Below are 17,130 nucleotides of genomic sequence, written 5' to 3' on the forward strand. Positions count from 1 at the left end.
AAGAGATTTACAAGGAGAGTGTGTATCCCATGTCGAAAGTTAAGATCGGCTTGATTACGGATAGAGATAATTGGGCATTCGCCAATCATGCCAAGCAGTTGAAGAAACATCTGGGGGAGGATTTCGACTTTACCATCGTAAGCTTCGATGGATGTAATAAAAACGCCGACGAACTGCATACGCATATAAAGGATTGCGACATCCTGCATTTCTTCTGGCGAGAGATCATCCCTTATATTCCTCTCGACCGTTATAAAGATAAACTGTTATCGACCGCCGTCTACGATCATTTATTCCTCGGGGAACGGTCGATCAAAAAACGGAAGCCTATCTTCCATAACTTCCATTACTATGTCTGCTCAGAAAGGCTATATGAGATCTATAAACAAATAGATGCCTACCCCGATCCCATAATGATCATTGAAGACGGCGTGGATCCAGACCTGTTCTATCCACAGAACATGGAACGGTTCGAGCGCCAGGACCGTCCTTTGAAAGTCGGCTGGGTCGGCAATAGTAAATGGAGCATCAGCATCGAGGACTTCAAAGGATTCCGGACGTTCGTCCAACCAGTCGTCAGCGAGTTGATGAAGGAAGGTCATCCTGTCGAAGGAATCTACGCGGACCGCGTCAAGAAGATGATCCCTCACGAAGAAATGGTAGATTATTATGCCACTATCGACGTCCTGATCTGCATGTCGAAAATCGAGGGGACCCCGGACCCTGTCCTGGAAGCGATGGCCTGTGGTGTCCCGGTCATTTCCACCGATGTGGGCGTCGTGCCCCAGGTGTTGGGGGAGAAACAGAAGGAATTTGTATTGAAATCAAGAGATGAGAAGGCTTTAAGAGACGCGATTATATCCCTTACCAACAACCGCGAGAAACTCCATGAGCTTTCCATGGAAAACATGGAGCGAATCAAAGATTGGTACTGGGCGAAACAATCCCGGAAGTTCAAGACATACTTCGACCAGCTTATCGACGAACACCGATGATCCCCAGCCTACGCACCCCTATTTCCCGGACATATACTAATCCATCTTGATAAAAACAGGGATGATTCATATGAAACATATTTCCGTACTTTTTCCTTATAAAGCCGATCACGGACCAAGGGATCGGCTTTTCGAGTGGGTACTCGCTTTCTACAAAAACATGATGCCGGATGCTGAACTCTGTATCGGAGAAGGCCTATGCCAGGGGGACCTATTCTCGCGCTCCAAGGCTATCAACCATGCAGCAAATCAGGCCACAAGGGACGTATTCGTCATAGCGGATACCGATATATTCTACGATCCGGCCATCATCCAGGAAGCCTCAGCTCTTTTAGAAGAACGTGCATGGGTGATCCCTTATTATAAGATCCATAAATTGAAAGAAACTTCCACAACAAAAATTCTGGAGGAACAACCTGCCTGGCCGATTTCGACGGACATGACGGACGCCCACATCGTGAAGCAGGCAAGAGTTGGTGGATTGAACGTCATACCGAGAAAAAATTTCGAAGCTGTAAGTGGATTCGATGAACGCTTCTGCGGCTGGGGCGGCGAAGATGATGCTTTCGGAATCGCAGTGAACACCCTATGCGGAAAATACAAACGGACAGGTGGAGAGATATTCCACCTTCATCACCCGACCAGGAAACGAAAAGGGAATCCGGACTACTATGCGAACAGAAATCTTACCGAAGCTTATCGTGCGAATAAAGGAAACAAAGAAGCGATCAAGAACATCATCCACGGGAATGGAGGTGAAACGAAGTGAAGAAAGTATCTGTCCTCTTCCCCTTCCTGTCTGAGGACAGGAATAGATCAGAAGGGTTCCGCTGGGTCAAAGCCTTTTATAAAAAGATGATTCCTGAGGCGGAGCTCTGTATCGGAGAAGGGCGCTGCCAATCCGACCTTTTCTCTAAAGCGAAAGCCATCAATCATGCTGCGGAACAAGCCACCGGAGATATTTACGTGATCGCTGATTCCGATATCGTGTATGATCCGGCATTGCTTCCAAAAGCCGTCGCTCTTCTCGAAGACCATCCATGGGTCATCCCTTATCACCGCATCCATTACCTGAGTAAACGCTGCACGAAAGAACTTCTTCAAGAAGCGCCGGCCTGGCCGCTTCCGACAGACGTAGATGCCCACACACCGAATAAACGGAAACAGGGCGGCATCAATATCGTAAGGAAAGAATGCTTCGATAGGGTCCTGGGATTCGACGAACGCTTCTGTGGATGGGGCGGCGAAGATGAAGCCTTCGTCCACGCCATGAATGCCGTTTGGGGGAAGTACGTGAGAGTGGATGCAGACATCTATCACTTGTGGCACTCACGTGGAAAAACGGCAAGCGGCAATCCTTATTATCAGGAAAACAAATTACTCCATGCCAGGTACCGCTCCGCCCGAAAAGACAAAGAGGCTATGATGAAGCTGATCAAGGAACAAGACAGATAGAAGGAGGTGATACGTATGCAGAAACTCTCGAGAGATGAATGGGACCGATTGAAAAGAATGGGCTACCCGGATGTCAGCGGCCATGAAGGCATCGCTGTCGAATCCATGTACCGCGGCGGGGATAGCTATATCAAAGATCAGCTCGGAGAACACGGGTACTTGCCCCACCATGTCAGAGACGTCATAAAGATGGGTATCAAAGCCATGGAGAAGGACATCATTCCTCTTCATGATCAGGAACACATTGCGGGTGAAATCAGGAAGGCTTTGCACGAACAGAAAGGTTACTCCGTCATCAGTCTCGGCGACGGCGAAATGGTGGCAATGGCTCATGATCTTCTGTTACCTGTAGAAGAACTGGTGAAAAATCCACGCTTCGTCTACCCTGATTTACTGAAAAACAGTCCTGAAGGCCATTATCCTCTCCTCCGTACCGGAATCACGATTCCGAATCACAACGTCCGCGACCTTTTGACCGCAAACGTACTAAAAGCAGACACGGTAGGCATTCCGGTCGCCCGCTACCCGACGTATCAAACCTTATTCAATCAGTTGGCGGCTCATCATAACTGGCCGTTGAAAGATATGACGCTGACCACTTCAGCCATCGGTTATCGCCTCAATGACACCCCTATCTACCACGAACTCCTCGAGGGGCATAAGGTGCTTTTGATCGGGAACGTAATGAAGCAGGCGGAAGATTACTTCAAAGCGCAAGGGTATACGCAGATCGTCGGCTCCATCCCCGTCCCCGGGTTCGACTCCTATACGGCTGTTCTGGAAAAAACGAAAGACTATGACTTCGATGTTGCCCTGGTAGCGGGCGGCGTCGCCTCCAATATCATCAGCGTGGAATTAGCCGACCAACGAAAAATCGCCATCGATATCGGCCGCCTCATTGATGAATGGTTATCCGGACAAAAAACGATTCAAAAGAAATAACCCTTACGACTTGAATGTCGTAAGGGCTATTTTCGCTTCGAAAAGTCTTCGATAACTTCTTTTATACCTGCTTCCAGAGAAATGACTGGCTTCCACTTCAATTCCTTCCTGGCTTTGGCATTCTGGAGGCGGCTTCTTCTGATATCCCCCGATTGTTCCTGTCGATAGATACAATCCGACTGCTTCTTCGCATACTTTCTAATGGTATCAAAGACTTGATTAATCGAAACTTCTTTATCGGTACTGATGTTGTAGATTCCGTTATCTCCCGCATGGATAGAAGCGATATTGGCATTGACTACATCTCTTACATAAATGAAATCCCTCGTCTGCTTTCCATCCCCGTAGATGATGATTTGTTCCTCATTCAATAAGCGGTCGGTGAATAACGCAATAACCCCCGCTTCTCCTTTCGTATTCTGTCTCGGCCCATAAATATTCGCATAGCGCAGGATGGTGAATTTCAGATGGTAAAGCAGGGAATATAATCGTATATATTGCTCCGCCGTCCACTTCGACAACCCGTAAAAAGACATCGGAGAAACAGAATCGTCTTCCCTGACAGGCAGTTGCTCAGGTGGACCATAGACCGCAGCCGAAGAAGCATAAATCACTTTTCCCACGTTATGTTTCACACAACAATCCAGGACATTCACGGTGCCCATGACATTCAAATGACAGTCCCGAAGCGGAGCACGAATCGACTCCTGAACAGACACTTGGGCAGCCTGGTGAATGACGACATCCGGCTTTTCCAACTGAAAGACGTGATCCAGTTCCGGACTCCGTATATCCATCGGATAAAAAGAAACATCTGATCTATGAACATAGCTTCCCGTCGCTAAATTATCTATGACAACCACTTCATACGCGAGGTCGAGCAATCGATCGACGATGTGTGAACCGATGAACCCGGCTCCTCCTGTCACCAGTACTTTCATGAGAGTCCCTCCCTCCCTTTTTCGATTACTTCACCTTATGTACATCAGAAAGAGATGAGCGGGCGGGTTTCTTCTATGAAAAAAACAGCATAGAGGAGTACGTACTAATCCCCTACACCGTAGTCTTCCTTTTCCCATTTCCCTTCTCCCTCTTCTTTGACGAAGGAAGGTTTGAGACATTTGATTGCACTGAAACACTTCAACGAGAGCGTAATGCATTCAGACGTTTTCGTAACGAAATCCACGTCACATACTTTATCGATCTCTACACTGCCTGTATCCGGATCTGTGATCGGTTTATTCGGTTTCAGCAATTCCAGTTTGGCACAGCACGTGTCATGGTTGATCGAAATCACTTTGAAGAACACCGTGATAAAACAATCTCCCGCCCCCACATCCCCGAACGTGAAGAAGGGATTGCCATAAGGGGTCTGCAGGATGAACGGAACGGTGTCCAACTTTTGGTGCTCCCCGTCACCCAAAGTGCAGTCCGATTTCTCCGGCTTCCTGTTTTCTACAATCTCCTGCGCTTTTTGTATTTCCACCAATTCCTTGCAGACGCAATGGTTACACTTCAACGTCGGCTTCTTCTTCTCCCATTCCATGATCGATCCACGTCCTTCCCACCGAGCATCTTACTTATAGGATATATTCCGGTTGAAGAATGTGTGTTAGACATCCGTCCAAAGCGAAGAGAATTCCGCAGAATAACGTCCTTCCCGTCGTTACATAGAATAGTAAAAATGAGTGCAGAAGTAGGTGACAGAAGATGTCATGGGAGAAAGATAAACATTGCGACTGCGAACATGAATGCAATTGCGTCGGCCCGCCTGGTCCCCGGGGCCCCAGAGGAAAACCAGGGGAGCAAGGACCTGCTGGCCCGAAAGGAAGAAGAGGAGCTCCCGGACCTAAAGGGGACACAGGCCCCCAAGGCCCACAGGGTCCCCCGGGGCCGCCTGGACCTCCAGCCGAACAGGACCTTTGTTGCCGCGTGATTCTGGAACAGAGCACCCAGCTCGTCCCTCCCGCGAAACCGGGATCGACACACGTAGAAAAAGAAGTTCTCGCCGAAATCGAGAAGGTCTGTGACGGATTCATCGTGATCGGCGGACTTCTAAGAAAATGGATCAGCTACACCGCATTCGAGGACTGCAGGTGTTTCACCCAAAGATCCATCATTGATGAAAAACCTTTTCAATGTTTGATCGAACGAAAGGATATCAAGGAGGGAGATTCTTTTTCTATCAAAAAAGCGGACATAGCCTGCGAAGTCAGTAGCGAGGAGGCGAACTTCGGAGAGTGCTCCAAAAGTTCAGGGGTTTTGGCATATAGCTTCAAAGAGAAAGATGTCATCCACATATGTGTCGAAGATCAGCGGGAGGAATACAAAAATCAATCTCACTAAAAAAGCATCGAACTATTGAAAAGATAGTCAAAGAAAAACAAGTCGCTTTCCGCGGGCACGGCTTAAGCTAACTTGATCAGGAAGCACACCTGACCAAGTGGATCTTAAGCTGGTGCTGTTCCCGCAGGAGTCGACTCGTTTTTCTCTGAATGAACACTTGCCCTGGACACGTAATTAACTACGGGAAACCAGGGCGTGATACAGGCAATAATCTTTGACCTGATCCAAATCTAAAGCATCACGTTCCCTGTCATCGTACTCACCTTGGAGAAAAGCGAATTTGGAAAATATCTCTTTCGTGTGCCAGCAGTGGATATGAGGGTGATCCTGCACGGATTGCCCGGAGGTGCTTGGATAATCCAGATGGTCGGCAGAAACAGAAAAATCATCCACATGGTGATTGACGGCTATTTCCCTTGCATACAAGCTGCTCACCCCGCGATACCACCCGGGCCACGTTCCTTCCCTGTCTTTGAATTCGTGCCTCAACAGATATTTGGTCACTTCGGTAGCCGTTTTAGCCACTTCCAGCACATCTCCACTTCCCCCGTAATGAGTCGATCCCACGTTAAACTGACCCTGATGGCGAAAGTTGAACAAGTCGGAGGTTCGCCTGATTTTATTTTTCACCTCATAGGTGTGGGCATAGGCACCTTTACCCGTGGTATAGCGCATCGGATGAAAATCATTCCATGCCGGGGTCAGGAAAGTATCGACATCCGTGTGGAGCACCCAGTCGAAGTCCAACAATACGACCGCTTCTTTTTTCGTAAGACAGGCGAGCGAATAAAGATACGGGTAGCTCCCGTAGGCCTCCTCTTCTTTTTCCATAGAAACGGGGACCTGCACACATTCCTTCGGGACCCACTTCATCACGGACGGCTCCCCGAACACCACCAATGACGTATCTTCGGCCTCAATGTACTTAAATGAAGCGTACAAGCACCGGAACATCCTGAGCTGCGCAGGCGAAGCATCCAGATATACAACGACCGCTCTCTTCATCATCGATAACCCCTAAAACGGAATTTGAAAAGTGGACATGAACCAATCATCATCGAACTTCCTCGTTTGCTCATATAATTTTCTTGTCTGTAAAACGTCTCCAGCCAGAAGCTCCTTTTCCACTTGAGCGACCTCTATGTTTTTGACCAGGTGGCGACATTTCTCAATCCTCTCTTCTTTGAAATGCAGGTGAGCCATACGCAAGAAGTTGTAGCCTACGTCTTCCCAAGCCAGCTCGAAGGGAGGAGTATGGCGGAACACATGAAGGATTCTCACCGTGGGAACAGCGTAGCATGTGTAACCGAACAGCCACAGTTTCAAAGAAAACTCTTCATCTTCTCGTCCCCACGTCCGGAACCCGTGATCGAACCCTCCCACTTCTTCAAACGCTCGTCGCGCCACTGCCAAACAGCCCCCGGCCAGCAGAGAGACGGATTGCTGTTTCGTCACTGCGAGGTTCCACTCGGCTTCCAATGCCCGATTCCAGCGATAGCCGTAACCGATATGACTTCGGTCATAGACATCAGCGATTCCGGGATTGACCGCATCAGCGGTACCGCTTCTTATAGGAGCCATCAACCGATCCAGCCAGTAATCCTGGAAGAATACATGCCCGTCACAAAATACGAAAACATCCCCCTCTGCATGCTCGGTACCCACGTTTCGAGCCATAGCCGCTCCTACCCCTTCCGTTCTCACCAGATGAACATCCTCCCTGGAATGGATGAAGTCACAGCACCCATCCGTCGACTGATCATCCACGACAATCACTTCGTACGAAGTATCTGTTTGCACACTCTGGAGTGATCGGAGCGTGTTATAAACCGAGACTCCTTCGTTCCTGACCGGAATAATGATGGTTGCTTCGATCAGCCTTCCCTCCTCCCTTCATCAATCAGCCATGTCGCGGGTCTATACAAGCCGGATTTCTGAACATACAATGCTGTATAATCTTATGTTGATCAAAAGGAGAGAAGAACATTGGCGCTATATTCACAATTATTAGGAATCGGAGCTGGAGGTGAAGTGCTGACGGCTCTGGTCGATGTTGATTGGAATCCGAAGAGTAAGGAAGCGACGTTCAAAATCAAGAACACCAGCCCTGCAACGCATCCGTCTTACTGTATCCACCAGGTCGCTTTCAACCTATCAGCGGAGAATTGCGAAGTGACTGAGGTGTCTCCGTCGAACTTCCAGGTACATCATAAGGAAGGTTTCCATTATGTATTGGAGGACAGCACAGGCAAAGGCCTGCACAACGGGGAGAAGTTAACGTGCAAAGTCGTATACAAAAAAGGATGGGAGGAAGCACACTGGCTCGACGCTCCTATGACTTCCATCAATGAAGGGTTGGGTGTGCATGTAGCAGCATCGTTCAAAAATGAAACGGATCCGTACACTGAACGGATCGGCGGTCACTTCAAGAGTGATAAACCGAAGCACAAATGCCCGAAACCCACTCCTCCTGTAACCACAACACCCGCACCGCCACGATGTCCGATTGCCAACCCACAATCCTGTTGTCAAATCGTCATCGAGGGGAAAACCCAACTCGTCCCTCCCGCTTTATTCAACCCGGTCCAACCGGAGCAGTACCCGGTCACGCATCACAAAACGTTCGACGTCGCTATCGAAAAAGTATGCCCGGAGAAAGTCGTCATCTGCGGCACCGTGCATAAAACCATTTCCTACAAGACCCTGGAGAAAGACTACGGCTCTGTGAAAACCGTCGATCATTACGTCAAAGACGCTATCCCTTTCCAATGTGTCATCGACCGGGAAGATGCCAACGAAAACGATGAATTCGAAATAGTCGGAGCTGCTTTCATGTGTGACGTCTTCGCGGAACCGAAAAATTTCGGAGCGCATCCGGACTTTCCCTATTACCCTGTCGCATGGAAATTCGTAGAGAAAGAAATCCTGAAAGTTTGTATCCGGAAAGTGGACGCCTCACCGAAACCATGGTGATTTTATGGCGGGGCCACCCCAGGTCCCGCTCTTTTTTTCACAGAAACCCCTCTGCCTATACACCCCTCCCCTTCTATACATACGTTATTTCTGAAAGGAGTTTTAGAGAAGCATGAGCAGATTATCCGTCATCCTCCCCATAAGAAATGAAGAAGAGACGCTCGCTTACGTTCTTCAGGAAGTCCTGAAGCTGAACCCGTTCGAGATCATTACCGTCATCAACGGCTCTACAGACACCTCGAGAGACATCGCGGAACGTCACCACTGCGTCGTCTATGAATATACAGAACCACTCGGCCATGATACCGGCCGGGCGATAGGAGCTCACTTCTCGGAAGGGGACATCCTGTTATTCCTGGACGGGGACATGGTCATTCCTTACCAGGAGTTACTCCCCTTCATTCAGGTGATCGAGCAGGGAGCGGACATAGCTCTTAATGACCTGAAAAGCCTTTTGGATCAACCACACCGCCCTCATTCCGTATCTATCCTGAAGAAATCGCTGAATGACATCTTCCGCTACGGCGGGTTATCGATCAATTCGATGGTCGCGATCCCCCATGCGATCAGCAGGAAGGCCCTGGAGGAGATCGGATGGTTCAACCTCTCCATCCCTCCGCTGGCTCAGGGAATAGCGATGAAGAAACAGTTAGAGATAGTATCTCCTGCTTTCGTCGATGTCGTCACCTTGAATAAAATACGTCCGGAACTCCACCTGGACATCGATGCCGAGAGCACCTACGTGCTTCTCGAAAACATCATTATCGGAGACCATCTCAACGCCATCCACCATTTAATCCAGGAAGAAGGTTCCCGGGGAGGCTTCCCTGACTCCCGTCATCGCGCGTTCCTCCATCACTTGAAGAAACGAAGCAAGGCCCCTCCTGTAGATAAAAGTGCCATCATCTGTGATGAAGGGAAATCCCCTTTGCCGCAAGTACTAAAACAAACTCAGAACCTGCAGCAAGCCGGAGTGGAGGAAGTGATCGTCGTCACGTACGATCAGGACGAAGAAAAAATTACGATTCTTTCAGATGAAGGTATCCCTGTTATCCCGCTGCATGACAACCTCGGCAGCTGCATTACACGAGCGGTCGGAGCTTTTTATTCACGCGGGGATAAAGTCCTTCTGACCACTGCCGATCAGCCTCTATCCCCGGATGAATATCAGGTGTTTTTCAACCAGCTCGAAGAGGATACAGACATTGTCCTCCCCGATCAAAGCTCTCTGTTGGATGACGTCCATCCTATCGATGAGCAGCAAACGTTGCGCTATTTGTTGAACCTCCTCCTCCGCATCCCTCACCAATGGAACAACTCACTCTACGCTTTTCCTCATGCGATGAAGCGTGGCGTCATAGATGACATCGGTTATTCTTCCCTGCTGACCCCTCCGCTGGCCCAGGTCAAAGCCTTGATGAACAACTATAGGATTCTCTCAGTACCATCCCCTGTCTTTTTCCAAAAGGAAGAAGCTGAGGTATTCATAGGGGATCACTTAGAAGCCATTCACTGGTTCTTACAGATGACGGATGCACGCGGCACGTTTTCCTCCGGAGATAAAGACTACAAAGCCTTCCAGCACTTAGTGAACACCTCCTCGCTTCCGCCATCCGTGATGTCTGACATACGAACGTATTTTGATTTTCATGAATAGAAAGTGTGGGATGATCATCATGACACAACCATGGACCATCGGAATAGTAGGCTTAGGGTATGTCGGACTCCCACTGGCCCAACTATTCCTCGAACAGGGCCATACCGTTTACGGAATCGACACGGATCAGACGAAACTGAGCCGACTCGAACAGGGCACCAGCTACCTGGCAGATTTCTCTGACCAGGTGATCAAGGAATTGTTTCAGAATGGAACGTTTGCCGTAAGCTCTTCTTATGCATTATTGGAAAACGTCGACGCCATCATTCTTTGTGTCCCTACCCCTCTTGATACGTCCGGGGAACCTGATCTGCAATATGTACGAAAAGCACTCCAAAGCACGTTGCCTCACCTTCAGAAAGGGCAGCTGCTCGTTTTGGAAAGCTCCACCTACCCGGGAACGACCGAAGAAGAAATTGCTCCTCAGGTTAAGGAGAAAGGCTGGAACATCGGGCAGGATATTCACGTCGCATACTCCCCGGAACGCATCAATCCTGGTCAAAGCACTTACAAACTGGCTTCGATACCCAAAGTAGTCGGTGGCGAGACGCCTTCCTGCACGAAGCGCGCCAAAGGGGTGTATGCCTCTGTTTTTGATGAAGTGGTGGAAGTCTCTTCTTCAAAAGTCGCGGAAGTCAGCAAGCTGGTCGAAAACGCACAGCGCCTGATCAACATTTCCTTCATGAACGAAGTAGCAATGTTATGTGACTCGCTGCATGTGAACATATGGGAAGTCATCGACGCCTGCAGCACCAAACCATTCGGATTCACCCCGTACACCCCTGGACCGGGAGTTGGCGGCCATTGCATTCCTGTCGATCCTCTTTATTTGAATTGGAAAGCCAATCAACAGGGCATGGACCTTTCGTTGATTCAGGCAGCCAAATCCGTCAATGCGCGGATGCCCCGGTTCGTTATTGAAAAAGTGAAAGCACATCTAGGAGTACCGTTGGAACAGAGTAACCTTCTGATGCTAGGAGTCACCTATAAAAAGAATGTGAATGACATAAGAGAATCACCAGCTCTTCAAATTTTTGAACACCTTTTAGATGTAGGCGCGAATGTAAGCTATCATGATCCTTATGTTCCTTCTTTGACGATAGACTCAAGCGACTACGAATCCCGGACGATTACGAAAGAAATGCTGGAAAACCAGCACGGCGTCCTCATTCTCACCGATCATTCCTGTCTTCCTTATCAAATGATCCTCGACCATTCCGCATTGATTGTGGATACAAGGAATGTATTGAAAGGCTATGAGAATAAAAATAATGTTGTTCTTCTATAAAAAAATCTCCTTTCGCACCATGACGAAAGGAGATTTTAATAGGTTAAACGTTTTGATATTATAAGTAATTTTTTCTCTATCGATAGAATATAGGAAACCCCTATTTTTCTTTAGAGTTCTTTTTCTTTTAACTCTTTCTTGGCTTCTTGTAAATCAATCTTTGCTTTTTGGCCATGTTTTTGTAGAAGGTGAAGAAGATTATTTCCGTTCAAAAGAGTCAATGGCTTATCTTTAGCAAAATTATAAGCGTCTGGACCATAATCAGCTGTAGAAACAAGTATACCTTTTGTTGCTCCTTCATTCATCACTGTGCCGTATAAGTCACGCACTGCGGATACTCCAACAACATTGGTATAACGCTTTGCTTGAATCACCATTTTTCCTCCTCTTAAAGGATCTGGGTCAAATGCAACGGCATCAACCCCTCCATCTCGGCTGGCTCTTGTGATATTCACTTCGCCACCTGCTTGATTAAATTCTTTTTCAAAAAGTTCTCTTATTAGATTCTCAAAATCCTGCCAATCCATTGCAGCAATATTCATGTTTTCATCTATACCTTCGGACACAGCATAAGAGGAGACGAATCTGGGATCATCCCGATCAATTTTAATAATGGGCGCCACGGGAGATAGACTGTGAAGCTTACTACTACCAACTCCTTTAAGATTTTTAAAGCACAGTTTTGGATCAACTTGCTCCAGATTGATTTCTTCGAATTCTTCCTTGTTGGCCTGGATAGATAAAACACATGCGTTAACTTCTTGGCCAGTCGCTTTATCAATGGAATTCACCCATCCATTAAATACAACAGCTTCTAAAGCGTTCACCGTATCCGCTTCAAACAATTCATGCAGAGAACGCAACGTAATATTGTACAGTAACCTATCATACATTTTCTTTTGTGCTGCCTCAGACAAATATACTTTCTTAAATTCGTCTCGTGCCTGAACATATTTAACTTCTTTCAATGTAGACATATCTTCCGGAGAAGGAAGGGAATAATCTACAATCAAAATCTTCGTTTCAGGGTTATAATCAATGTCGAACTCTTGAGGGAATTCATCCGGGTATTCTGAATTAGATAAAACCATATCACAATAATCTATGATAGCTGTCGGGTCTTTCTCCAGATAATTCCTTCTCTGTTCTTCAATAGCTTCATTCGTTTCCTTCTGATAGGCTTCAAACTCTTTCTTTTCCGCCTTCCACTCTTTCAACTCTTGCTCATATTCTTTATTATTATTCTGATTTTCTTTTTCGATATTTTCTACTTCTTCTTTCCATCTCTCTTTTTCTTCCAGGTATTTCTCTTCCATTTCTTTTTCTTTCTTTTCTCGCATTGAAGAAATCATTTTTTCCAAGAGGTTTAATTGGGGCTGGAATTTCTGATCATTTTCGTCTGGTTCTGGAGGGTGAGTGATATTTTCAGGTGCTTTAGGTTTCGGTTTGTCGAATTTCCTTTTGTCTTTCAAATCTTCCCAATCAATGGTGTCGTCTACATCTAATGTATGCTTCAATATATCTTCTATTTGTTGCAGCTGGTTCTCAGCTTCTTCCGTTTGTTGAAAGGCATACTGCTTCTTCTCCTCTTTCTCCTGAGCTTTTCTTTCCCTAGCAGCTCTCTTTTCTTCTGCTTCTACTTTCTTTTTCCACATTTCATCCCATTGGTTTAATTGTGTTTGTGCTTTTTGTTCAACAACGTGGCGTTCAGCGCCACGAATAACCCGGTATTTATTTAAACCATCGTGTTTAATTTCCACCTCATACATCTGTCGATAAGTCACTTTAACCCCTCCCATATTTATATAATCGTCAACAACATTTTGTAGTTCAATTTTATCACTATTTACTTTTCCATAAAACTATTCCTTATTTTTCCTAAAAATATCAAATAAAGTCCAAGAATGCGCAGTTTGTTTTATCAAGTTATAAAAAATTTAAATTTAAAAGAAGGCAACCATTTTACTTCAACGGATTGCCTTCTTATTTTTTGTATTTACTTCTTATTAAGCGAGAACTACTATCGTTCTAACCCTGCTATCCCAAAACCTCCGGGACCGGAATGTGTCGAAATCATACCGCCCGCCTGGATCCATCGGATATCCTGGAATCCGTTCTCTTTCGCAATCTCGTCCATCCGATTCTTAACCTTTTCATCGAGGCCGATCGAGTAAATGAGGTAAAGCTGTTCCCGGTCTATGTCGAATTCCTGTAAGTAATCACGGAACAGCTTCTCACTGGCTCCGTTCATCTTCCCGCGATACTTCTTCGTGGACATCAGCTTGCCATCCTTCAAATCGATCCGCGGCTTGATTTTCAAAAGTGTCCCGATCAAAGAACCCATATTGCTCACACGTCCGCCCGCTTTCAAAAACTCAAGACTCCCCGGAATAAAAGCAAGCCTTGATTTCGGGACGACAGCCTCTATCTTTTCAACCAGGCGCGCCGCTTCGATGTCCGGATCTTTTTCCAAAACGTCAGCGGCATACAGGACAATCGCACCCAGGCCTCCGGTCACGTTCAGAGCGTCGATGAGATGAATGTCTTCCAATTCTTCCGCTGCAATGACCGCATTTTGAAAAGAAGAAGAAGCTTTCGAGGTATAACCGACATGGACAATGGTACAGTCCGGGAACTTGTCTCTGATTGATGCAAAGAACTCCTGATACTCATGAACATTCGTAGCGGTCGTAGATGGGATGTTCTTCGTGCGCTCGTGATAACTATAAATATCCTCGACGGGTAACGTACCATCCAAATAATCGTTTCCATCCATAATGATGTGCATGGGTACTACTTGGATCTCGTGCTTTTCAGCTAAATCATTTGGTAAGTCGGCACCGCTTTCGGTCGTTAAGACGATTTTCCGCATTACATTTCCCCCTCTGATTAAAGTGAAGCGTTTCTTCTCCCCCGCTTCTGAGATCTGTTCAAGAACCACGTTCATATTAATATCCATCGTTATAGAGCCTGATGAATCCCCTTTCATTATATAAGATAAACGTCTCTTTTACTATCAGCCCCACGCTTCGTGGAACCCCGCAAATGATCCAATTCCTTTTTTGAATCGTAATCTGAGTAACTACTAAAAATGAGGTGTTACTTATGAACAAAAAAGTGGAATGGGGACTGCTTGTAGGAAGAGTCGTCCTCGGTGTCATCATGCTGGCACACGGAATACAGAAAGCGGGAGCCATGGACAATACGATTGCGATGTTCGATAAGATCGGTCAACCCGCATGGCTTGCCTATATTACCGTATTGATCGAAGGTGTCGGTGGACTCTTCTTGATTCTCGGAATGTTCGTTGTACCTTCTGCTATCCTGCTGGGTCTTACGATGGCAGGCGCAATTGTAATGGCAAAGCTTCCTATGGGACTAATCGGAGGATTCGAATTCCCCCTTTCCCTCCTTGCCCTGTCTCTCATACTCGCTGCGACAGGTAGTAGGAAGCTCGCTCTCTCCGAAGTGATCACGAAATCCAGAAGTAGCTGACCGCAGTACCACGGAGGGAAGCCTCCGTGGTTTTTTAATAAGAATAAGGGGTTTTGTCTCTTCTCGCATATTCATACGTATTCTTAACTACCGAGACGAACCATTAACAGAAGGAAAATTGAAGGTATCGCGGAAGTGACGAATGCCGGACTGATCATGCTTTCCATGGTCATGACTTCCATCGGACTTTTGCCTGAGGGAATCAATCGTATCCTAGACATGCTCAGGACTTCTGTGAACGTATTAGGAGATGCTACGGCTGCAGTAGTCGTCAGCGCTTCTGAGAGAAACAAAGCATTTTCTTCTGGATATTGTTAATAATCCATGGTTTTCCAGGCTTACCGTACTTTCTCCAACACGTCATCCACTTTCCTGTTGATTGGCTGGATATCAGGGGATGGGGTCTTTTCACGGGAGACCTGATATTTTTCTTTCAACTGTATGATCCGTTCGACACTTTCGTTGATTCTCTCTTCACTTATCTCCCCGTTCTCCACAGCCGCTTTCAGACTATCGGATACCGCAGAAATCAAATCCGGGTTATGAGCCATAAGCAATAGATCTCCCCCTGCCTTCACCGTCTGAAGAGCCGCCTCCGCTACCGTGTATTGATTTGTAATCGCGCCCATCGTCAGATCGTCGGTAATCACCACGCCCTCGAAATTGTAGTCCTCCCGCAACATGCCGGTGATGACCTCCTTCGACATGGAAGAGGGATAGGTGCCGTCGATCTGCGGCAGGAAGATATGAGCAATCATAGTGACATCGGCACCCTCCCTGATAGCATTTTGGAATGGTACGAGCTCCAGGTTCTTCAACTCCTCGTAACTCTTATCCACTACCGGAAGCCTTACGTGAGAATCCCTACTGGTATCCCCGTGCCCGGGAAAATGTTTCACTACGGAAATGATCCCTTCCTCTTGGAGACCTTTCATGACCTGGATGCCCATCGTGGAAACTACCTCCGGATTATTGCCAAAGGAACGATCCCCGATGACAGGATTATTGGGGTTGCTGTTCACATCCAGCACAGGAGCAAAGTCCAGATTGAACCCGAGCATTTCCATCTGTTCCCCGAGAATGGTACCGGCGGTAAAGGCTACCTCCGGATTGTTCAGATTCCCGATGGCACGGCTCGTCGGCAGACTTTTCATCGGAGCTGGCACACGCGTGACACGGCCACCTTCTTCATCCACCCCCAACAGTAATGGATAAGGGTTATCAGCATTGGCTGCTTTCATTTCATTCAGGAAGGTGACGGTTTGCGTCGCACTTTGAATATTATTTCCGAATAATATGATACCTCCCACCTGATACTCCCTGATTATATCTCTTGTTCCGGCATTCATCCGTGTGCCGTCGACCCCTGCGAAAATCATTTGTCCGATCTTCTCATCCAGGCTCATATCACTGAAATCTGTCCCCATGGCCAGGGGGCCCGGTTCCTTTTTGTGTTCAAGTTTTTTCATAGACGTACCGGCGTTTTCGGTAGGCTTCCGAGTCTCTTCTTCCTGATCCGAAATTCCGAAGAAAAGGAAGACCGTTCCGACAGTTATTAGAGAAATGACGATGATGATAAGTGCACGACTGAACATTACTTGTCCTCCTTCCTATTTCAGTTGGACGAAGTCTCCGTTTCCTTCATAACCTCCACGTTTCTATTCCCCATTATACAGGAATACCATCTTCATCACCGGAATCCCTTTTATTATCTGAGGGGCCAAAGAAAGAGATTGCTATTCCCCCTTCGAGACTATAATATTGAAACAAACCAATATACGGAAATATATGATCGCAATAGAAGGAGCTGACCTGATGATTGAACTACCCCCACCTACGCATGCGCTAAGAGGTGGGGGATTCTTAGAACCTCTGTTCTATCGAACAGATGCCACCTAAGCGAACCCCGGCGTCCCACCGGTTAGAGTTTGAAGGCGGATCGCTTCCGCCTCGATGTTCCTGCTTGCGTTCAGGTCCCG

At 47.1% G+C, this 17,130-nt stretch carries 17 protein-coding genes; 10 read left to right on the top strand and 7 right to left on the bottom strand.

What is annotated here, in order from left to right; genetic code table 11:
* The first annotated feature begins 29 nt into the window (after window positions 1-29).
* From BLQ44_RS11150 to BLQ44_RS11165, 4 genes are all read left to right on the top strand, one after another.
* A complete protein-coding gene (locus BLQ44_RS11150) occupies window positions 30-995 on the top strand; it encodes a glycosyltransferase family 4 protein (protein ID WP_093193977.1) in 966 nt (321 codons plus the stop codon).
* A 70-nt stretch (window positions 996-1,065) separates the two neighbouring features.
* Window positions 1,066-1,764 (top strand): galactosyltransferase-related protein, encoded by a 699-nt coding sequence (locus BLQ44_RS11155; RefSeq protein WP_093193978.1) that lies wholly within the window; start codon window positions 1,066-1,068, stop codon window positions 1,762-1,764.
* Window positions 1,761-2,450: a glycosyltransferase family 2 protein gene (locus BLQ44_RS11160; protein WP_093193979.1), complete on the top strand. Its 690-nt coding sequence runs from the start codon at window positions 1,761-1,763 to the stop codon at window positions 2,448-2,450. The genes BLQ44_RS11155 and BLQ44_RS11160 overlap by 4 nt, the downstream gene beginning before the upstream one ends.
* 15 nt (window positions 2,451-2,465) lie before the next feature.
* Window positions 2,466-3,392 carry a GT-D fold domain-containing protein gene (locus tag BLQ44_RS11165; protein WP_093193980.1) on the top strand — a complete coding sequence of 309 codons (927 nt, stop codon included), beginning with the start codon at window positions 2,466-2,468 and terminating at the stop codon, window positions 3,390-3,392.
* Window positions 3,393-3,418: 26 nt separating this feature from the next.
* Here BLQ44_RS11165 and BLQ44_RS11170 read toward each other — a convergent pair whose 3' ends face one another.
* Both BLQ44_RS11170 and BLQ44_RS11175 read right to left on the bottom strand, forming a co-directional pair.
* Complete coding sequence (locus BLQ44_RS11170) at window positions 3,419-4,333, bottom strand: NAD-dependent epimerase/dehydratase family protein (protein WP_093193981.1); 915 nt, start codon at window positions 4,331-4,333, stop codon at window positions 3,419-3,421.
* A 104-nt stretch (window positions 4,334-4,437) separates the two neighbouring features.
* Entirely contained in the window at window positions 4,438-4,938 is a 501-nt protein-coding gene (locus BLQ44_RS11175; protein WP_093193982.1) for a CotY/CotZ family spore coat protein, read from the bottom strand.
* A 386-nt stretch (window positions 4,939-5,324) separates the two neighbouring features.
* Here BLQ44_RS11175 and BLQ44_RS11180 point away from each other — a divergent pair, with 386 nt between their 5' ends.
* A complete protein-coding gene (locus BLQ44_RS11180; protein WP_143004714.1) occupies window positions 5,325-5,738 on the top strand; it encodes a hypothetical protein in 414 nt (137 codons plus the stop codon).
* A gap of 174 nt (window positions 5,739-5,912) precedes the next feature.
* On the opposite strand, the gene BLQ44_RS11185 is transcribed toward BLQ44_RS11180, so the two are convergent.
* Complete coding sequence (locus BLQ44_RS11185; RefSeq protein WP_245688156.1) at window positions 5,913-6,746, bottom strand: DUF7164 domain-containing protein; 834 nt, start codon at window positions 6,744-6,746, stop codon at window positions 5,913-5,915.
* 9 nt (window positions 6,747-6,755) lie between these two features.
* On the bottom strand, window positions 6,756-7,616 hold the full coding sequence (locus tag BLQ44_RS11190; protein WP_093193985.1) for a glycosyltransferase: 861 nt from the start codon (window positions 7,614-7,616) through the stop codon (window positions 6,756-6,758).
* Window positions 7,617-7,724: 108 nt separating this feature from the next.
* Between BLQ44_RS11190 and BLQ44_RS11195 the strand changes: the two genes are divergently transcribed.
* The 3 genes from BLQ44_RS11195 to BLQ44_RS11205 all read left to right on the top strand — a co-directional run bounded on the left by BLQ44_RS11195 (window position 7,725) and on the right by BLQ44_RS11205 (window position 11,656).
* Window positions 7,725-8,711, top strand: a complete 987-nt coding sequence (locus tag BLQ44_RS11195; RefSeq protein WP_093193986.1) for a DUF3794 domain-containing protein — start codon at window positions 7,725-7,727, stop codon at window positions 8,709-8,711.
* Window positions 8,712-8,823: 112 nt separating this feature from the next.
* The gene (locus tag BLQ44_RS11200; protein ID WP_093193987.1) at window positions 8,824-10,368 is read left to right on the top strand and encodes a glycosyltransferase family 2 protein; all 1,545 of its coding nucleotides are present in this window, start codon (window positions 8,824-8,826) and stop codon (window positions 10,366-10,368) included.
* 19 nt (window positions 10,369-10,387) lie between these two features.
* On the top strand, window positions 10,388-11,656 hold the full coding sequence (locus BLQ44_RS11205) for a nucleotide sugar dehydrogenase (protein WP_093193997.1): 1,269 nt from the start codon (window positions 10,388-10,390) through the stop codon (window positions 11,654-11,656).
* A gap of 110 nt (window positions 11,657-11,766) precedes the next feature.
* Here BLQ44_RS11205 and BLQ44_RS11210 read toward each other — a convergent pair whose 3' ends face one another.
* Complete coding sequence (locus BLQ44_RS11210) at window positions 11,767-13,440, bottom strand: restriction endonuclease (RefSeq protein WP_218119006.1); 1,674 nt, start codon at window positions 13,438-13,440, stop codon at window positions 11,767-11,769.
* Between the two features lie 236 nt (window positions 13,441-13,676).
* Entirely contained in the window at window positions 13,677-14,528 is an 852-nt protein-coding gene (locus tag BLQ44_RS11215; RefSeq protein ID WP_093193998.1) for a DegV family protein, read from the bottom strand.
* Between the two features lie 233 nt (window positions 14,529-14,761).
* Here BLQ44_RS11215 and BLQ44_RS11220 point away from each other — a divergent pair, with 233 nt between their 5' ends.
* Entirely contained in the window at window positions 14,762-15,151 is a 390-nt protein-coding gene (locus tag BLQ44_RS11220) for a DoxX family protein (protein ID WP_093193989.1), read from the top strand.
* Window positions 15,152-15,286: 135 nt separating this feature from the next.
* Window positions 15,287-15,469 carry a cation:dicarboxylate symporter family transporter gene (locus tag BLQ44_RS11225; RefSeq protein ID WP_407690374.1) on the top strand — a complete coding sequence of 61 codons (183 nt, stop codon included), beginning with the start codon at window positions 15,287-15,289 and terminating at the stop codon, window positions 15,467-15,469.
* Window positions 15,470-15,489: 20 nt separating this feature from the next.
* Here BLQ44_RS11225 and nagZ read toward each other — a convergent pair whose 3' ends face one another.
* Window positions 15,490-16,746 (bottom strand): beta-N-acetylhexosaminidase, encoded by a 1,257-nt coding sequence (gene nagZ / locus BLQ44_RS11230; protein ID WP_093193990.1) that lies wholly within the window; start codon window positions 16,744-16,746, stop codon window positions 15,490-15,492.
* Between the last annotated feature and the right edge of the window lie 384 nt (window positions 16,747-17,130).

Origin of the sequence: Salimicrobium halophilum, assembly GCF_900100295.1 — a bacterium.
GTDB lineage: Bacteria > Bacillota > Bacilli > Bacillales > Halobacillaceae > Salimicrobium > Salimicrobium halophilum.